16 protein-coding genes are annotated in these 16751 nt (G+C 62.3%); 7 read left to right on the top strand and 9 right to left on the bottom strand.

Going from position 1 to position 16751, the window contains the following annotated elements; all coding sequences use genetic code 11:
• Positions 1 to 3 precede the first annotated feature (3 nt).
• Entirely contained in the window at positions 4 to 1254 is a 1251-nt protein-coding gene (locus tag NKJ13_RS16100; protein ID WP_352738452.1) for a D-amino acid dehydrogenase, read from the top strand.
• 36 nt (positions 1255 to 1290) lie between these two features.
• Here the strand turns inward: NKJ13_RS16100 and NKJ13_RS16095 are convergent, their stop codons facing one another.
• From NKJ13_RS16095 to NKJ13_RS16065, 7 genes are all read right to left on the bottom strand, one after another.
• Positions 1291 to 2661: an FGGY-family carbohydrate kinase gene (locus NKJ13_RS16095; RefSeq protein WP_352777888.1), complete on the bottom strand. Its 1371-nt coding sequence runs from the start codon at positions 2659 to 2661 to the stop codon at positions 1291 to 1293.
• Positions 2658 to 2975, bottom strand: coding sequence for an L-rhamnose mutarotase (rhaM, locus tag NKJ13_RS16090; protein ID WP_352506206.1), 318 nt, complete (start codon positions 2973 to 2975; stop codon positions 2658 to 2660). Before rhaM ends, NKJ13_RS16095 begins: the two co-directional genes overlap by 4 nt.
• Positions 2975 to 3976 (bottom strand): ABC transporter permease, encoded by a 1002-nt coding sequence (locus NKJ13_RS16085; RefSeq protein WP_352506207.1) that lies wholly within the window; start codon positions 3974 to 3976, stop codon positions 2975 to 2977. Before NKJ13_RS16085 ends, rhaM begins: the two co-directional genes overlap by 1 nt.
• Entirely contained in the window at positions 3973 to 4950 is a 978-nt protein-coding gene (locus tag NKJ13_RS16080; protein WP_352506208.1) for an ABC transporter permease, read from the bottom strand. Before NKJ13_RS16080 ends, NKJ13_RS16085 begins: the two co-directional genes overlap by 4 nt.
• A complete protein-coding gene (locus NKJ13_RS16075) occupies positions 4947 to 6488 on the bottom strand; it encodes a sugar ABC transporter ATP-binding protein (protein WP_352777887.1) in 1542 nt (513 codons plus the stop codon). The genes NKJ13_RS16080 and NKJ13_RS16075 overlap by 4 nt, the downstream gene beginning before the upstream one ends.
• Positions 6489 to 6571: 83 nt before the next feature.
• Entirely contained in the window at positions 6572 to 7567 is a 996-nt protein-coding gene (rhaS, locus tag NKJ13_RS16070; RefSeq protein WP_254820009.1) for a rhamnose ABC transporter substrate-binding protein, read from the bottom strand.
• 54 nt (positions 7568 to 7621) lie between these two features.
• Positions 7622 to 8431 (bottom strand): DeoR/GlpR family DNA-binding transcription regulator, encoded by an 810-nt coding sequence (locus NKJ13_RS16065; RefSeq protein WP_352702247.1) that lies wholly within the window; start codon positions 8429 to 8431, stop codon positions 7622 to 7624.
• Positions 8432 to 8618: 187 nt separating this feature from the next.
• On the opposite strand from NKJ13_RS16065, the gene NKJ13_RS16060 reads away from it, so the two are divergent.
• The 3 genes from NKJ13_RS16060 to ggt all read left to right on the top strand — a co-directional run bounded on the left by NKJ13_RS16060 (position 8619) and on the right by ggt (position 14145).
• Complete coding sequence (locus NKJ13_RS16060; RefSeq protein ID WP_352738466.1) at positions 8619 to 10721, top strand: bifunctional rhamnulose-1-phosphate aldolase/short-chain dehydrogenase; 2103 nt, start codon at positions 8619 to 8621, stop codon at positions 10719 to 10721.
• Between the two features lie 115 nt (positions 10722 to 10836).
• Complete coding sequence (rhaI, locus tag NKJ13_RS16055; protein WP_352506211.1) at positions 10837 to 12129, top strand: L-rhamnose catabolism isomerase; 1293 nt, start codon at positions 10837 to 10839, stop codon at positions 12127 to 12129.
• Positions 12130 to 12408: 279 nt separating this feature from the next.
• Positions 12409 to 14145: a gamma-glutamyltransferase gene (ggt, locus tag NKJ13_RS16050; protein ID WP_352702242.1), complete on the top strand. Its 1737-nt coding sequence runs from the start codon at positions 12409 to 12411 to the stop codon at positions 14143 to 14145.
• A 64-nt stretch (positions 14146 to 14209) separates the two neighbouring features.
• On the opposite strand, the gene NKJ13_RS16045 is transcribed toward ggt, so the two are convergent.
• Positions 14210 to 14554, bottom strand: coding sequence for a hypothetical protein (locus NKJ13_RS16045; RefSeq protein WP_352702240.1), 345 nt, complete (start codon positions 14552 to 14554; stop codon positions 14210 to 14212).
• A 124-nt stretch (positions 14555 to 14678) separates the two neighbouring features.
• Here NKJ13_RS16045 and NKJ13_RS16040 point away from each other — a divergent pair, with 124 nt between their 5' ends.
• Complete coding sequence (locus NKJ13_RS16040) at positions 14679 to 15182, top strand: hypothetical protein (protein WP_352702238.1); 504 nt, start codon at positions 14679 to 14681, stop codon at positions 15180 to 15182.
• A gap of 134 nt (positions 15183 to 15316) precedes the next feature.
• Here NKJ13_RS16040 and NKJ13_RS16035 read toward each other — a convergent pair whose 3' ends face one another.
• Entirely contained in the window at positions 15317 to 15616 is a 300-nt protein-coding gene (locus NKJ13_RS16035; protein ID WP_352506214.1) for a DUF1236 domain-containing protein, read from the bottom strand.
• 418 nt (positions 15617 to 16034) lie between these two features.
• Between NKJ13_RS16035 and NKJ13_RS16030 the strand changes: the two genes are divergently transcribed.
• Both NKJ13_RS16030 and NKJ13_RS16025 read left to right on the top strand, forming a co-directional pair.
• Positions 16035 to 16226, top strand: coding sequence for a DUF3606 domain-containing protein (locus tag NKJ13_RS16030; protein WP_254820019.1), 192 nt, complete (start codon positions 16035 to 16037; stop codon positions 16224 to 16226).
• A 102-nt stretch (positions 16227 to 16328) separates the two neighbouring features.
• On the top strand, positions 16329 to 16595 hold the full coding sequence (locus tag NKJ13_RS16025; RefSeq protein WP_352777886.1) for a DUF6894 family protein: 267 nt from the start codon (positions 16329 to 16331) through the stop codon (positions 16593 to 16595).
• The last annotated feature ends 156 nt before the right edge of the window (positions 16596 to 16751 follow it).

Here is a 16751-nt window from a genome sequence, read left to right as displayed (position 1 = left end):
GGAATGAAAATCCTGGTACTTGGGGCCGGCGTCGTCGGTACGGCGGCGGCCTATTATCTGGCCAGCGACGGCCATGAGGTGACGGTGATCGAGCGCCATCCGGCGGCAGCACGCGGCACCAGCCGGTCGAATGCCGGCCTGGTGTCGCCCGGAGACGCCACCGCCTGGGCCTCGCCAGCCGCGCTGAAGACGTTCCTGCGCGGCCTCTACAACCACGATCTCGGCATCAAGGTGCGGCTGCGCTTCGATCCGTATTTTTTCGCCTGGAGCCTGCGCTTCCTGCGCCAGTGCACGCATAAGCGCATGCGCGCCAACACCGACGTCAAGCTGCGTCTGGCGCTCTATTCGCGCGACTGCATCAACGCCGTCTCCGCCGAAACCGGCATCCACTATGACGAGCGCAAGAAAGGCATTCTCTATTTCTTCCGCTCGCAGCAAAGCTTTGATACCGGCACCGACAATTATCGCTATCTCGGCGAACACGGCCTGCCGATCGAGATCGTCGGCCGCGACCGGCTGGTCGAGCTCGAGCCCGGCCTTGCCGCCGCCAAGGACAAGATAGCCGGCGGCGTCTATTCGCCGATCGACCAGACCGGCGACTCCAGCCAATTCACGCAGCGCCTCGCTGCCTATGCCGCCGAGAAACTCGGCGTCCAATTCCTCTACGGCACCACGGTCGAAGGCCTCGACATCGACGGCGGCCGCGTGCGCGCCGTGATGACTTCGGCCGGCCCCGTGGCCGGTGACGCGGTGGTTATTTCCATGGGGCCGGAGAGCGGTCTGCTCGGCCGCCGCTACGGAATCGATCTGCCCGTCTATCCGGTGAAGGGCTATACCGTGACTGTTCCGCTGGAAGATGAAAGCAAGGGGCCGATCATGGGCGGCGCCGACGAGGACCGGCTGATCGGCTATTCCAGGCTGGGAAACCGGCTGCGGATGTCCTCGACGGCGGAGTTCACCGGTTTCGACCGCACGTTCAAGCCACGCGATTTCAACTCGATCCTGAACACCGGCAAGGACCTGTTCCCCGGGGCTTTCGACGAGAGCAAGGCCGAGCTCTGGGCTGGACTTCGCCCGATGATGCCGAGCTCCGTGCCGGTCATCGGCCGGGCGCGGTACGACAATCTCTACCTCGACACCGGCCACGGCCACCTCGGCTGGACCATGGCCTGCGGCTCGGGAAAGTTCCTTGCCGACCTCGTTGCCGGCCGCAAGCCGGAGATCGATCCGCAAGGATTGCTCTACGTGGGCTAGGCATCTCCGAACATCAGGACGCCATGAGCTCGGCGGTCAGGCTCGTTCGTCGATCGCCGAACGCCAGGAGCGCACGAAACTTGTCCAGACCGGATCGGCCGACGGTTCGGTCCTTTCGCCTCTGCCTTGCGGTGTCCCCTGGTCCGACGCCAGCAAGGCGGCGCCGATGCTGGTACCAGTCGCAGCCTCGGAGGCAATGGCGGCGCGCGCAGTCGCCGCAGCCAGCATGCGGGTGAACAGCCGGTTGCGGGCGAAGGGTCCTTCGACGACGGTGGGACCGTCCGCGCCGATCAGATCGAGGCAGGTCGCGGTCATCAGCGCCAGGTAGAACGAGATGGCGACAGAGCGCTGGCCGGCGCTCATACCGTCCGCGTTAAACCATGATGCGGTACGATGCGGAAACGGCCCCGAACCCTGTTGCGTGGAAGGCAATAGGGACGTCTTGCGCGCCAGCACCGTAGCAACATCGTCTTCCGTCCAGTTCTCCGATTGGCCCTCGGTCAGCAGGGAGAACTCACGGCCGCCCATGAAGCGCGCCGACGGCACGGGATCGCCGAGTGCGTTGACATTGACCAGCGTGTCGCGTGCCGGATCGAGCGTGACCTTGCTGCCGCCGACCCCCATCGACACCACCCAGGTGCCGGTCGAGACGACGGAGAAAGGCGGCTTGCTGGATAGGAGATGCGGCAGCAGCGAGGCGTTGGAATCGTGCAGGCCGCAAAATACCGGCGTTTGCGGGTCGAGGCCGGTTTGCCGCGCGAGGGCGGGCAGGATCGGGCCCAGGCGGTCCGTGGCCGGCCGCACCGGCGCCATTAGCCGGCGCCATTGCAGCCGGTCGACCAGCGAGGAAAAATCCGCTTTCCACGGGTTCCATAGATCGGTGTGGCAGCCGAGCGAAGTCACCTCGCTGGCGGCGACGCCGGTCAGGCGCAAGGCCCAGTATTGCGGATACATCAGCATAGCGGCGGTTCTGGCGAAATCCGCCGGAAAGCGCTTCTGCTGCCAGAACAGCTGCGCGCCGAGATTGAGGCCGGCCGGCAGGCGCGGCGTGCCGGTTTCGGAGAACGCCGGACGGATCGTGTCGTAGTCCCCGGCAAGGGCATCCGGCCCGTCGAATTCGTAATCGAGCACCGGCAGCGCCAGTTCGCCTGATGCATCGACCAGCACTCCCGTCGCGCCATGGGTGGTGATCGATATCGCATCGATGCGCTGCTCGCGATCGATCTCGGCCAGGCTGCCGAGGATGAACGACCACAGAAGCTCGACGTCATGATGCGGGTACGTCCCTTGCCGAACCGGCTCGTTCGCCACCGTGCGCAGGGCCACTTCGCTCGATGTGGCGAGATCGACCAGCGCCACCTTGGCGTTGGTCTTGCCGATATCGATGACGGCGACGTTGCGGGTCATTCCATATGGAACATTGTTTCCAGCGGCACCGCCACCGGCTCGTTGTTCGGCCTGGTCTCCATGATGTCCGCCATCTCGGCCCACCAACGCTGCATCACCGGATGCTTCGGCAATTCGTCCATCCCGTGGTCATCGCGTCGCCACAGCACGCCGAACAGGATGTTGGTCTCCTCGTCGAGATGGATCGAATAATCGGAGATACCGGCCTGTTTCAGCAACGCTACGAGTGACGGCCAGATGTCGTCGTGGCGCCTCTTGTATTCGGCCTTCATGCCCGGATTGAGCTTCATCTTGAACGCATATTTTTCGGGCATCAGGCAAAGCGCTCCCGCCGTACGCGCCGCCACAGGATCGGCAGTGCGATGACGATGATCAGCAGCAGGCCGATGAAGATCGACATGACGATCCCCGGCACGTTGAGCAGGCCGAGGCCGAAGGTCACCAGCCCCATGATGAAGGCCGCGAGCACGACGCCCACTATGCTGCCGGCCCCGCCCAGGATGCTGACGCCACCGAGCACCACCATGGTGATGACTTCCAATTCATAGCCTTGCGCGATCGACGGCCGGGTCGAGCCGAGCCGCGAGGTGATCAGCACCGAGGCGATGCCCGCCATCAGGCCGGTCAAGCAAAACAGGATGAATTTGATGCGGCCGACGCGCACCCCGGAAAACTGTGCCGCGACCGGGTTGTTGCCGATGGCAAAGATCCGGCGGCCGAAGCTCGTGCGGTGCAGAAGGAACCAGTAGACAACTGCCGCGATCAGGAACAGCGTCAGTTCGAACGACACCACCCACCAGACATAGCCCTGGCCGAAGAAGGCGAAGCTCGCGGGATAGCCCTTGTAGGCCTGGTCGCCCAGGATGATGAAGGCAATGCCGCGAAACAGGCTCATCGTGCCGATGGTGACGACGATCGACGGCAAGCCGAGCCTGGTGACGAGCACGCCGTTGAAGGCGCCGCAGCCGAGCCCGACGACGAGGCCGATTGCCACAAGCGCCGGAGTGCCGGCGCCGGCCTGCACTGCCATGCCCATCATCGTTGACGCCAGCGCAATGATGGCGGCGACCGACAGGTCGATTTCGCCGGAGATGATCAGCAGCGCCATGGCCAGCGCGATCAGCGCCTTTTCCGTGAAGTTGAAGGTCAGGTCTGAGAGCGACCAAGCGTCGAGGAAATAGGGCGAGGCAAAACTGTTGACGGCGAAGATGGCCACCGCGACGGCGACCAGCAGCGCTTCCCATGAAAAAATCGCCGCAGTGAAAGGCTTGTCGAGCCGGTCGGGAATATGGCGTGGAGCAGGGGTGTCCATCATGCCGCTTCCGCCTTTTTGAGAATGATGCGGCCTTGCCGGCGTTCGCCGCGCGCGTTGAGCACCACGGCCAGGATGATGGCGCTGCCTGAAATCGCCATCTGCCAGAAGGGTGAGATGTTGATCACCGGCAGCGCGTTGGAGATGATGCCGAGGAACAGCGCGCCGAGCACCGCGCCGCCGACCGAACCGATGCCGCCGGCAATCGAAATGCCGCCGATGACGCAGGCCGCGATGATATTGAGCTCATAACCATTCGCGACCTCGACCGAGGCGATGACGTAGCGCGAGATCCACAGATAGCCACAGAGGCCGCCGATCATCCCCGAGATGCAGAAGACGATGAATTTCGTCCGGCCGACATCGATGCCGGCATAGACCGATGCGGTCGGGTTGACGCCGATGGCATAGATCGAGCGGCCGAGCGCGGTGCGCGTCATCACCAGGAAAAACAATGCAATGACCAGTATGGCGATCCAGGACAGAACCGGAATGCCGAGGAAAGCCGCGCGCTGCAGGCCGATGAACTCAGCGCTCATCTGGTCGGCGTTGACCCAGGCGCCGCCTGATATGACGAAGGTAGCGCCGCGGTAGATGGTGAGGGTGCCGAGCGTTACCACGATCGAGGGAATGTTCAGCCGCCATACCAGCAGGCCGTTGATGGCGCCGAGCACCAGGCCGACCAGCAATGCGATGACGATCAGCAGCGGGATCGGGATCGCCGGATGCGCGGCGTTCAGCATTGCCACCACCATGCCGGTGAAGCAGAGATTTGAAGCCATCGACAGGTCGATCGAGCGGGTCAGGATGACGACCATCTGGCCGAGCGCCAGGATCATCAGGATCGACGTGTCGTTGAACACCTGGCGCAGGTTGGCCGGATCGGCAAAACCTGGAAACCGCGTGGAGATCAGCCCGATCAGCACGACGATTGCCGCCAGCAGCCAGACCTCGCGATGTTTGAGAAGAGCCTTCATGCCGCGATCCCCGCTGCCGTCCTGACCAAGGTTTCGGCGTCGAGCCCTTTATTGTCGTAGACCGCGGCAATGCGGCCCTCGCGCATAACGACGACGCGGTCCGACATGCCGAGGATTTCCGGCAATTCGGACGACACCATGATCACCGACAGGCCTTGCGCGACGAGCTCGGCCATGAAGCCGTGCACGGCCGCCTTCGAGCCGATGTCGATGCCCTTGGTCGGCTCGTCCAGGATGATCACCTTAGGCGCGGTCGCCAGCCATTTGGCGATGACGATCTTCTGCTGGTTGCCGCCCGACAGCGTGCCGACGTCCTGGCTGAGCGAGGAGGCGCGCAGATCGAGCCGCTCGGTGTAGGAGCGGGCCAGCGCGAACTCTTCGGCCAGCCGCAATATGCCGGACTTGGATGTCCGTTTGAGCGAGGGCAGCGAGACATTCTGGAAGATCGGCAGGCCGATCACCACGCCTTGCTTGCCGCGCTCCTCCGGCACATAGACGATGCCGGCGTCGATCGAATCCGCCGCCGATTTCGGCGCGATTGCCTTACCCTCCAGCGTGATCGTGCCGCCGCTGGTGCGGGTGATGCCTGATATCGCCTGCATCACCTCGCTGCGCCCGGCGCCGACAAGGCCGTAGAAGCCGAGGATTTCGCCCCTGTGCAGCTCGAAGCCTATGTCGTCGAACTCGGTCGGGTGCGACAGGCCGGAGACGGCCAGCACCGGCGCGCCGATCTCGGCCCTGCGCTGCGGAAAGATGTGATCGACCGAGCGACCGACCATCATGCGCACGATCTGGCTCTGGCCGGCGTCCTTGATCAGGCCTTCGCCGACCATCTCGCCGTCCCGGAACACGGTATAGCGGTCGGCGATGTGGTAGATCTCATCGAATTTGTGGCTGATGAACAGGATCGCCTTGCCGTCGCTTTTGAGGAATTCGATCAGCAGGAAAAGCTCTTCGATCTCCTTCATCGAAAGCGCTGCCGTCGGCTCGTCCATGATGACGATCCGCGCGTCGATGGACATAGCGCGGGCAACCGCGACTAGGTGCTTGTTGGCAATGCCGAGATCCTTCAGTCTGGCGTCGGCGTCGATATGGCCGGCGCCCATCGTGTCGAGCACCTCGCGGGCATTCTTGCGCATGGTGCGCCAGTCGATGGTTTTGAAACGCGTGCGCGGCGCATGGCCGAGGAAGATGTTTTCGGCCACCGTCAGGTCGTCGAACAGCACGGTTTCCTGGTGGATGGCGGTGATGCCATGCCCGAACGCGGCGTGGGCGCTGGGCAGTGTGACCGGCTGGCCGTCGATGCTGATGGTGCCAGCATCCGGTTGGTAGATGCCGGTCATTATTTTGACCAGCGTCGACTTGCCGGCGCCGTTTTCGCCGATCAGCGCGGTCACCTGGCCGGGATAGAGCGACAGGCGGACGTCGTGCAGCGCGCGCACGCCGGGAAAGCTTTTCGAGATGCCGGACAGCGTCAGGCGCGGTCCGGAAGACAAAGGCGCTTCCTTTGCCATTTCGTGTTGGGCTGTCGTGTCCATAATCGTATCAAGCCCTGAAACAAGGTTCGTTTGAAAGCGCGGCGGGACCTGAGCCCCGCCGCACCGTTTCGAAGGCTCCAGGATCAATAGATCTTGGAGAACTTTTCGATGTTCGACTTGTCGAACTGGAAGGGCGGAGCCATGGCAGCCGAATTGGTGTCGTCGAGCGTGACCTTGCCGACGCGGCCGATCGACAGCGTAGCACCGGGCTTGGCTTCTTCCTTCTTCACCGCCAGGTCGTGGGCGAGGTAGACGGCGGAGTAGCCGAGATCGATCGGGTTCCACAGCGCAACCGCCTGGCTGGCGCCATTGTCGATGAACTTCTTGAACTCCGACGGCAGCGCCAGGCCGGTGACGTTGACCTTGCCGATCAGGCCTTCATCGGTCACCACCTGCGCGGCGGCAACGACGCCGACCGTGGTCGGTGCGATGATCGCCTTGAGGTTCGGATAGGACTTCAAAAGACCCTTGGCTTCATCCGTGCTCTTGGCCGAGTCGTCGTCGCCATAGACGGTGGCGACGAGCTTGATCTTGGGGAACTTCTCCGGCAGCACCTTCTTGGCCGCGTCGATCCAGGCATTCTGGTTGGTCGCGGTCGACGAAGCCGACAGGATGGCGACGTCGCCGCCTTCAGGCAGGTAGTCGGCGGCAAGCTTGATGATGGTCTCGCCGATCAGGTTGGTGTCGGAGGGGTTGAGGTGAAGCTGGCGTCCTTCCGGCGCGACGCCCGAATCCCACGAGATGACGGTGATGCCGCGCTCCATCGCCTTCTTGAGCACCGGCACCAGCGCGTCGGCGTCGTTCGCCGAAATGGCGATGGCGTTGACCTTCTGTGCGATAAGCGAATTGACCACTTCGATCTGCGCTTCGGCGGTCGCCTTGGTCGGGCCGGTGTAGATGATGTCGACATCGCCTAGTTCCTTGGCCGCCTCTTCGGCGCCTTTGTTGGCGGCGTCGAAGAAGCCGTTGCCGAGCGACTTCACCACCAGCGCGATTTTGACGTTCTCAGCATAGGCGGCATTCACGAACATGGCGGCGGAGAACGCCGCCGTAACCATCAATTTCCTAAAGAAGCTCATCGAATATCCTCCCTTGAGCGTTGCATTCCATCGCCGCTGCGGGCGTGAGTTTTCTCAGGCCTGCAGCGAAGATTCTTCTTTATTGCTTGCCGTTGTGCGGGCGATGATCAGCGTCACGCCGGCGGTCTCCAGCATCTTGGCTTCGCGATCCTCGATGCCGTCGTCGGTGATCACCGTGGCGATGCGCGACAGGCCGCACAGGATCAGGCTCGAGCGTCTGCGGAACTTCGAGGAATCGACCAGCACCACCAACTCGTCTGCCTGGTCGATCAGCTTCTGCTCGGCCTGGATCAGCAGCGGGTCGCCTTCCATCAGACCGAGCGGTCCCAGTCCCTGCGCGCCCATGAACATGCGGCGCGCGTAAAAATTGCGCGTCACGTCATTGTCGAAGGGCGACAGGATGATGTTCTGCTCGCGGTAGATGGTGCCGCCCGACAGCATTACCGTGTTCTTGGAATGTCTGAGCAGGTGCTCGGCGATCGGAAAGGAATTGGTGAAGATCGGCATGCGCCGGCCGGTCAGGAAATGCACCATCTGGAAGGTGGTGGTGCCGCCATTGATGATGATCGGCTCGCCATCCTTGCAGAGTTCCACGGCTTCCCGCGCGATTGCCCGTTTCTGCGCAGCGTTGATGGTCTCGTTGACGGAAAAGGGCCGGCCGGCAAGGCCGATGAACTGCGGCGGCGAAAGCGCCTCTGCACCGCCGCGCACCCGGCGCAGGCGTTTTTGCACGTGCAATGCCGCGATGTCGCGCCGAATCGTCGCCTCGGACGACTCCGTCAGGTCGACCATCTCCTGCACCGTCACCACAGGTTTTTCCTGGACGGCGGACAAAATGATCCTGTGGCGCTCTTTCTCGTGCATGGTTCCTCCCTGCTTGAGCATCTAGGCACCCAAAGCGCGCAGTGTCAATCATTTCCGATCAGATAATTTCATTGTGCAATGCAATATGACTGATATTGATCGTTTGTGATTGACAAGACAGCCGCTTGCGTAGAAATTCGTACAAAAGGGACCGGCGCCGTTTGCGTGTCCCAAAGGGAGGATACCTATGCTCGACAAGCGCTCCGGCACGCGCCTCGCCAATCTTTGGGATAACGCAAAAGCGCAAGCAATGAGCGAACCGGAACGTCTGGTCTATCGCTCGAACGTCCTTGGCTCCGACAAGCGCGTCACCAATTATGGCGGCGGCAACACCTCCTCCAAGATCTGGCAAAACGATCCGCTCACCGGCGAAAGCGTGGAAGTGCTGTGGGTCAAGGGCTCGGGCGGCGACAGCGCCTCGATCAAGCTCGACGGCTTCGCCACACTGTACATGGATAAACTGCGGGCGCTGAAGGGTCTCTATCGCGGCCTCGAACATGAAGACGAGATGGTCGGCTATCTGCCTCACTGCACCTTCAATCTCAACCCGCGCGCGGCCTCGATCGACACGCCGCTGCATGCCTTCGTGCCGAAGCCTTATGTCGATCATATGCATCCCGACGCCATCATCGCCATTGCCGCCGCCAAGGATTCGCAGGCGCTGACCAAGGAGATCTTCGGCGACACGATCGGCTGGCTGCCATGGAAACGTCCGGGCTTCGAACTCGGCCTGTGGCTGGAGAAATTCTGCCTCGAGAACCCCGACGCCAAGGGCGTCGTGCTGGCCAGCCATGGTCTGTTCAGCTGGGGCGACACGCCGAAGGAATGCTACGAGACCACGATCTCGGTTATCAATCAGGCAATCGACTGGTTCGAGCGCAAGAGCCAGGGCAAGCCGATCTTCGGCGGCGAAGTCGTCAAATCCCTCGATGCGCCGGCGCGTCGCGCCGTGGCCGCAAAACTGATGCCGAGGATCCGCGGCCTGATCTCCGAGAACAGCCACAAGCTCGGCCATTTCGATGATTCGCCTGCCGTGCTCGAATTCGTCAATTCCAGGGATTTGCGGCCGCTGGCGGCACTCGGCACGTCCTGCCCGGACCATTTCCTGCGCACCAAGATCCGGCCGCTGGTCATCGAGTTCGACCCTCAAAATCCCGACGTCGATGCCGTCATTGCCCGTCTTGCCGATGACGTGGCGGAGTATCGCGTCGGCTATCAGGCTTATTATGACCGCTGCAAGCACCCGGATTCGCCGCCGGCGCGCGATCCCAACGCCGTGGTCTATCTGGTGCCCGGCGTCGGCATGTTCACCTTCGCCGGCGACAAGGCGACGGCGCGCATTTCAGGCGAATTCTACGTCAACGCCATCAACGTCATTCGCGGCGCCTCGACGGTGTCGGCCTATGTCGGCCTGCCCGACCAGGAAGCCTTCGACATCGAATACTGGCTGCTCGAAGAGGCAAAGCTGCAGCGCCTGCCGAAACCAAAGGCCCTTGCCGGCCAGATCGCGCTGGTCACCGGCGGCGCCGGCGGCATCGGCCGGGCCACCGCCAACCGGCTGCTGCGCGAAGGCGCGTGCGTCGTGCTGGCCGACATCGACGAAGCAGCCCTTGCCAGCGCCAATGAGGAGCTTGCCAAGGCTTATGGCAAGGATTTCGTGCGGCCCGTCGTCATCAACGTCACGTCCGAGGACCAGGTGATCTCCGGTTTTGCCGAGACGGCGGTCGAATTCGGCGGCATCGATATCCTCGTGTCGAATGCCGGCCTGGCAACCTCGGCGCCGATCGAGGACACCACGCTGGCGCTGTGGAACAAGAACATGGACATCCTGTCGACCGGCTATTTCCTGGTTTCGCGCGAAGCGTTCCGGCTGTTCCGGGCGCAAAACATCGGCGGCAACATCGTCTTCGTCGCTTCCAAGAACGGGCTTGCCGCATCGCCCAACGCCGCCGCCTATTGCACGGCCAAGGCCGCCGAGATCCATCTGGCACGCTGCCTGGCGCTGGAAGGGGCGGAAGCACAGATCAGGGTCAATGTCGTCAATCCCGACGCCGTGCTGCGCGGCTCGAAGATCTGGAGCGGCGAGTGGAAGGAACAGCGCGCCGCCGCCTACAAGATGTCGACCGACGATCTCGAGGAGCATTACCGCTCGCGTTCGATGCTGAAGCGCTCGGTATTCCCAGAGGACATCGCCGAAGCGATCTATTTCTTCGCCTCCGATATGTCGGCAAAATCGACCGGCAACATCATCAACGTCGACGCCGGCAACGCACAGAGTTTTACGCGATAAGCGACCGTCTTTGAGGGGTTGGCGCCGAGGCCGGAACTTTACCCTTCTCCCCGGGGGAGAAGGTGCCGGCAGGCGGGTAAGGGGCAGCGCCAACCGAACGCATTTGGGAGGAACCATGTCCGAAACCATCATCTCCGTCGACCTCGTCGACAAGCATAATGCCGCGCGCAACGCCGACCTCAAGCGCGATTACGACTCTCTCGGCGAGCGCCTCGACCGCCGCGGCATCGCCATCGACGCTGTCAGAGACAAGGTCGAGAAATTCGCGGTCGCCATTCCGTCCTGGGGCGTCGGCACCGGCGGCACCCGCTTTGCCCGTTTTCCAGGCGCTGGCGAGCCGCGCGACATTTTCGACAAGATCGAGGACTGTGCCGTCATCCGGCAACTGACGCAGGCGACGCCGACCGTCTCGCTGCATATTCCCTGGGACAAGGCCGATCCGAACCGGCTGAAGCAGGCGGCATCCCGCTTCGGTCTCGGCTTCGACGCCATCAACTCGAACACCTTCTCCGACGCCAGCGACCAGAAGCTTTCCTATAAATTCGGCTCGCTGTCGCATGCCGATGCAGCAACACGCCGGCAGGCGGTCGAGCACAACCTCGAATGCATCGAGATCGGCAGGACGCTGGGCTCGAAAGCGCTGACGGTGTGGATCGGCGACGGCTCGAACTTCCCCGGCCAGGTCAACTTCGCCAAGGCATTCGAGCGCTATCTCGACGCGATGAAGGAGATCTACGCCGGGCTGCCGGACGACTGGAAGCTGTTCACCGAGCACAAGATGTACGAGCCGGCCTTCTATTCGACCGTCGTGCAGGATTGGGGCACCAACTACATCATCGCCAAAGAGCTTGGCGACAAGGCGTTCTGCCTGGTCGACCTCGGCCATCACGCCCCCAACGTCAATATCGAGATGATCGTGTCGCGGCTGATCCAGTTCAAAAAACTCGGAGGCTTCCACTTCAACGATTCGAAATATGGCGACGACGACCTCGACGCCGGCTCGATCGATCCCTACCGCCTCTTTCTGGTCTTCAACGAACTGGTCGATGCCGAGCTTTCAGGCGCCGAAGGCTTCGATCCGGCCCACATGCTCGACCAGAGCCACAACATCACCGATCCGATCGAAAGCCTGATGCTGTCGGCGATAGAAGTGCAGCGCGCCTATGCGCAGGCGCTGCTGGTCGACCGCAGGGCGCTCGAAGGCTTCCAGGATACCAACGACGCGCTGATGGCGACGCAGACGTTGAAGATAGCCTATCGCACCGATGTCGAGCCGATACTTGCCACGGCACGGCTGAAGACAGGCGGCGCCATCGATCCAGTCGCCGCCTACCGCGCCGCCGGCTACCGGGCGAAGGTTGCAGCGGAACGGCCGGCGGTGGCGAGCGTCGGCGGCGGGATTGTTTGATGCTGGTGAAAATGAAAAACCCGCCTGAGGCGGGTCGTTGGAGCCAAATAGCACCATACCCAAATTAGTAGCATAGCTGCCGGCACAAAGCAAGAACAAAATTGCTTGTCAGCGTTGGATCGTGGCTTCATTTCAGCTTGGGTTCCTCTCCGCCATGAATGGGTGCCATGAATGGTGTCGATAGAAGGCGCAAGCCTCGCCATATCTTCCCATTAATGTCAGTAGACTCAACCTCTCCAAGCGCGTTTCCTAGGCCTACCCACGCCTCGGAGAACGGCCATGCACAACACCCGCCGAACCCTAATCGCCGTCACCCTTTCCCTCACCCTGACCTTCGTGCCGTTCCTCGCCTTTGCCGCCTCGCCGCAGCCGGCGAAGGGCGAGCACGGCATGGTGGTGACCGCCCAGCATCTGGCGTCGGAAGTCGGCGTCGAGGTGCTGAAGAAGGGCGGCAACGCGGTCGATGCAGCGGTCGCTGTCGGCTACGCTCTGGCTGTCGTCTACCCGACCGCCGGCAACATCGGCGGCGGCGGCTTCATGACCATCCGCTTCAAGGACGGCCGTTCGACCTTCGTCGATTTCCGCGAGCGCGCGCCGCTCGCCGCGACCAAAACCATGTATCTCGACAAGGACGGCAAGCCGGTAAAGGGCGCCAGTCTCGACGGCTATCTGGCGGTCGGCGTGCCCGGTTCGGTGGCCGGCTTCGAGATGGCGCGGGAGAAATACGGCACGCTGACGCGGCAGGATTTGCTGGCGCCGGCTATCCGCTATGCCAAGGACGGTTTCGTGCTGGAGCAGGGCGATGTGGCCTCGCTCCTGGGCGGCGCCGAGCGGCTGGCCAGGGACCCAGCGGCGGCCGTCATTTTCCTCAAGCCGGACGGCAAGCCCTATGCCGTCGGCGAGCGCCTTATCCAGGCCGATCTCGCGGCCTCGCTTGCCGCGATTTCGGAACGCGGCGTGGATCCCTTCTACAAAGGTGCGATCGCCGACGCCATCGTCAAGGCGAGCGGCGAGAAGGGCGGCATTCTGGCCAAGGCGGATTTCGAAAATTATGCCGTGCGCGAGCTCAAGCCGGTGACCTGCAATTATCGCGGCTACGAGATCATTTCCTCGCCGCCGCCAAGCTCCGGCGGCGTCATCATCTGCGAGATCCTCAACGTGCTTGAGTTCTACCCGCTGTCCTATCTCGGCGCCGGTTCGGCCGAGACGGTTCACGTCATGGTCGAGGCGATGCGCCACGCCTATGTCGACCGCAATTCGGCGCTCGGCGATCCCGGCTTCGTCGACAATCCGGTCGCAAAACTGCTCGACAAGAATTACGCCAGGGAAATTCGCGAAAAGATCGATCCGTTCCGGGCCGGCGTCTCGCAGGAATTGATGCCGAAGGGCTTTGGCGAGAGCAGCGAGACGACGCATTTTTCGATCATCGACAATGATGGCAATGCCGTCGCGGTAACCTACACGCTGAACGGCTCGTTCGGCGCCGGCGTCGTCGCCGCCGGCACCGGCATCCTGCTCAACAACGAGATGGACGATTTCACCCAGAAACCCGGCGTGCCCAATCTCTATGGCCTGGTCCAGGGCGAGGCGAATGCGATCGCGCCGAAAAAGACGCCGCTGTCGTCGATGAGCCCCACCATCCTCGCCAAAGACGGCAAGCCGTTCATGGTCATCGGCAGCCCCGGCGGTTCCCGCATCATCACCATCACGCTGGAGGCGATCGTCAACGTCGTCGACCACGGCATGAACATCCAGGAGGCCATCGACGCACCGCGCATCCATCACCAATGGTTGCCCGACACGGTCTATATCGAACCTTTCGGCCTGTCGCCCGATACCGAAAAGCTGCTTACCGGCATGGGCTACCGTCTCGATCTTGCCGACACGACCTGGGGCCAGGCGGCCGGCATCCTGGTCGGCGGCAAGAGCCTGGCGGAAATCGAGAAGGGTGGCGGCGCCCGCTACAATGGCGCCATCGACAGCCGCGCCGCAGCCGGCAAGGCTATCGGGTATTAAACCCCAAAAAGTGGGAACCGGTTTTCGGATAAGATCATGGTCAACAAGAAGATTGCGCCTTGCTTCAGGTGACCAGCGCGATTGTCGACGCAATCAGCATCAGCGCCGCGATGCCGACGAACAGCGCGTAGATGCGCGGCCGGTCGAGCAGAAGCGCATTGCCGGATATCCATGCTGCAGTGGCGCCGCCAAGCGCGAAAAAGAAGGTGCTGCGGCGCCCGAAGCTCAAGCCGGCAGCCATCAGGCCGCCGATGATCAGGGCGCCGAACACGATGATCACGGCGACTGCGTATTTTTCGAAATCGTTGCCGCCGGCGCTCGGGCCGATTGCGTTCAACCTCGACAGATCGTCCGGATCGAACGGGCTGGTCGACCCATATTCGTCTTGACCGACAGGCTCATGCATCATTCGTTCTCCGCAAACCGACAGCAAATCATCAAGCCTCGCCGAGCGCAACCGCTCGCCGAATGTGATTGGCACGGTGTTCAACACTTTCTGGCGGCGGCTTGCCAGAGATTTTTGGGTGCGTGCCTTGATCGCCCCGCTGTGCGGTCTGGTCAAGCGCTTTGCAGGAGTTGAATCTTCAGGCCGCTCTGGCCAAAGACTGCGTTGCCTGAACGGAAGCTCCAAGCACCGCCTGTGCGGTGTCGGCCTGCCTTTCATCGACGTGCGCCAGCACCAGGATCACACCCTGTTCGGCATCCCGCCGGCCTGGCTGCTTGCCGCTATCGGACAATGTGTCGAAAAGCCTGCCGGCAATGCAGCCCAAGGCTGCACTGACGAGGGTAGATGCCAGCCATCCCGCGCCGACGGGATCGACGCCTGGGATATCAAAGGCGCCGAGGCCGGCCAACAAACCCGCCGCCGCGCCAAGGGCGGCACCGCTGCCTGGACCGCGCAAGACGGCGCCGATTTCATCATCGTAGGGTCCGATGACGCTGATCTGGTGGCGCGCAATTCCTGCTGCCTGAAGCGTTTCGACGGCACGCGCCGCCTGGTCATGGGAATCGAAAAGTCTGCTGATTGTTCGCATTGAAACTGCCTGTGAGGCCCCCCGGCCGTCCATGTACGGCGGGTTCCTGCCGAGCGACGACGCCGCGGAGCCGCCTAACGCAAACGTCACCCGCCGCTCATTCTGAGCGGCGGGTGACGGCTGCCTGAATTTTCACGTCACTCGATGATCTTGACGATCTTGCGCGTGCCGGGATCGACGACGACGGTGCGGTTGTCGACGACGACATAGCGGTATTTGACGTTGGGGACTTCATGAAGCTCGACTGTATCGGGAAGCGTTGAGCCGATATTGAGCTCCACCCCAGGGATTTTCACCGAGGCCAGCGGCTGCTTCTTCACATACTCCTTGATGACCGTTTCCTGCTCCGGCTCGATGACGACGTCTTGCGCCGCAACGGCTCCGACGCCTGCCAGCAGCAGAAATCCCGCCACTGCGGTGGAAAAATGCATTCTCATGGATCGTCTCCTTTGCGAACTCGGTCCGCTCTTCACGCCAAGGCTCACTCGAACGGAAGGCAGCTGAAAACGTTCCGTCGACGGGGCTTCGGTCCTGCCCGGCAGGGACCAACCGACGTGTTACCGCAGGACCTAAGTCTGATCCGTGCGCGCAAAGGGTGGGTTTGCCGCGTGACCCGGAACCGTGGCGGCGCGTGGCCGTTTCGGGCTGCACGTGCCGGGAGGATTCCATGGAAAAGTCGACGGTTGCTCGCACCGATCTTGGCTGTTCCACTCCGATCGAACCCGACAGCTGCGCAGCCTGTCCCTTCCTGCGCCGATAGGTTCGCCCGTCAGTTTGTGGCGAGCGAAACCTCAAATTGCTGCGTGCGTCAAAGCTGACCCCCGGAAGCGAAGAGAAGGGGCGAGGAGAACAGAAATGGCCGACGACAAGAGCAAGCGAGACTTCAGCGACCGCAAGCGTGTTTCGGTGGATGAGTATTACGAGGTCGAATATTTCGCGCGGGAAAATGGTGTTTCGCCCAGCCAGGTGAGCAAGCTGATCAAAAGGACCGGCGGCGACCGGATGATCCTCTCGCAGGCGGTGAAGGCATTGCGCGAGCGCAAGTGAGATGGCGGCGAAGCCAACGGTGGAGAGGCACTGATCGCGATTGGCCGAGATCGCGGCCATCTGCCGACAACGTGCCCGGATGCCGAGCTTCGGCCAAGCGCAATGCCCCACTACTTCTTTGATTCCGATGAAGACGGAATCGTCTATTCCGACGATCAGGGAACCTTATATGACGATTTCCCGCTGGTCAGGAAAGAAGCCCTTCGCACATTGGCCGAGATGGCCAGGGATGGCCTTCCTCACCGCAGGATTGCAGTCAAGGTCCGGGACGACCGTGGCGGTATGGTCCTCGAAGTGGCTTTGACCTTTGCCGTCGAAACGCAGCATTTCGACGAGCGTATTTTCCAGATCGACTTGCGCACGAACTGACGCCTCGATCGTCATCGCGCCGACCATGAGTTTCTGGTGCAGCCGCATCTTCCCTAGAGCGGCGGACTTTCATGTGAGTCCATAGCCTGCGGCAGTGAAGTAGTTTCTGCATTCTGTTGGAGAGAAGAGATTGCAGATATCGCCAATGGCCTGCCA

The organism is Mesorhizobium sp. M0174, assembly GCF_040322275.1.
Lineage (GTDB): Bacteria > Pseudomonadota > Alphaproteobacteria > Rhizobiales > Rhizobiaceae > Mesorhizobium.
The sequence above is the reverse complement of the archived record's forward strand: the minus strand, read 5'-3'. Positions and strand labels throughout refer to the sequence as shown.